Here is a 1,243-nt window from a genome sequence, read left to right on the forward strand (position 1 = left end):
CATGGTCGAGGCGCTGCCGGCGTCGTTGCGGACGGCGGTGAGGCGGGCGGTGCGCCAGTGGTCCTCGGAGCGCAACTCGACCTCGGCGTCCCGTCCCGCGCCGAAGAAGGCGTTGGTGACGCCCGCGATCGAGCCGTCCGGGCGGCCGAGCAGGCCGTCCAGGTGGAGCAGCGCCTGCCCGCCGGCCACCTCGACGCGCCGCAGCGCGGCCGGGTTCCCCAGCGGGACCTGCCACAGGGTGCCGTCGTCCCACTTGCCGAGGATCAGCCGGCCGTCCCGGTGGACGATGCCGTTGAGGCCGTACGCGCCGGGGGCGGGGGCCAGTCGCGGGTCGCGCAGCAGGACGGCGGCGCTGCCGTCCGGGGCGACCCGGTAGACGACGGGGGCGAAGGAGTCGGTGACGTACGCGGTGCCGTCGGGGCCGATCGCGATGTCGTTGGCCAGGTGGTCGGCGCCGTCGGCGGCGACCGCCGCGAGGTCGGTGTAGAAGAGGCGTCGGCCGGTGTCCAGGTCGTAGGCGCCGATCCCGGCGACCTTGCCCAGGGTGGCGGGGGTGCTGCGCTCGCCGATGCCGTTGTCGAGGTTGGTGACCAGGACGCGGCGGTGGACCGGGTCGATCCGCAGGCCGGCGGTCTCGATCAGGGTGCCGGGGTCGTCCACCAGGGTGCGCACGCCGGCGTCGGTGCCGACGGCGGAGACGGTGCCGTGCCGCAGCGAGCCGAGCAGGAAGCGGTGGTGGGCGGCGTCCCAGTCGCCCGACTCGGGGACGAGGCCGGGCGCGCGGCCCTGGATCACGGCGGGTGCCGGGCAGGCGGCGGCCGCGGCGGGCAGCGCCCCGGCCGTGCCGAGGAGGGCGGCCGCGGCGGCGACGGCGGCCAGGGCCCGGCGGGCAGTACGGTTCTGACGGTGGCTCATCGGCGTTCCCTCGCATGTGCGGTCCGTTGACGCGGTCAAGCCTCTCCCGATCGGCCGGCCCGCAGCAGTGCGTGGGAATACTGGTAGTCGGACTACCGGGAAGAACGGGGGACGGGGTGGACGGGGTGGACGTGAGGGACGTGGACGACACCGGGGAGCGCCGCTCGGCACTGTCGAGCTTTCTGCGCAGTCGTCGCGCGCGGCTGACGCCGCAGGACGTCGGGCTGGCGCCCGGGGTTCGGCGGCGCACCCCGGGGCTGCGCCGCGAGGAGCTGGCGCTGCTCGCCGGGGTGGGGGTGACCTGGTACACGTGGCTGGAGCAGGGGCG

1 protein-coding gene and 1 pseudogene are annotated in these 1,243 nt (G+C 76.1%); one reads left to right on the plus strand and one right to left on the minus strand.

What is annotated here, in order from left to right; translation table 11 throughout:
* On the minus strand, positions 1-915 hold a 915-nt coding region (locus ACIQOV_RS41925), incomplete at its 3' end, for a hypothetical protein (protein ID WP_401056463.1).
* Positions 916-1,040: 125 nt separating this feature from the next.
* On the opposite strand from ACIQOV_RS41925, the pseudogene ACIQOV_RS41930 reads away from it, so the two are divergent.
* Positions 1,041-1,243, plus strand: a pseudogene (locus ACIQOV_RS41930) (transcriptional regulator); the annotation flags it as partial.

Source organism: Kitasatospora sp. NPDC091257 (assembly GCF_044757675.1).
In the GTDB taxonomy this organism is placed as follows: Bacteria; Actinomycetota; Actinomycetes; order Streptomycetales; family Streptomycetaceae; genus Kitasatospora; species Kitasatospora lactacystinica.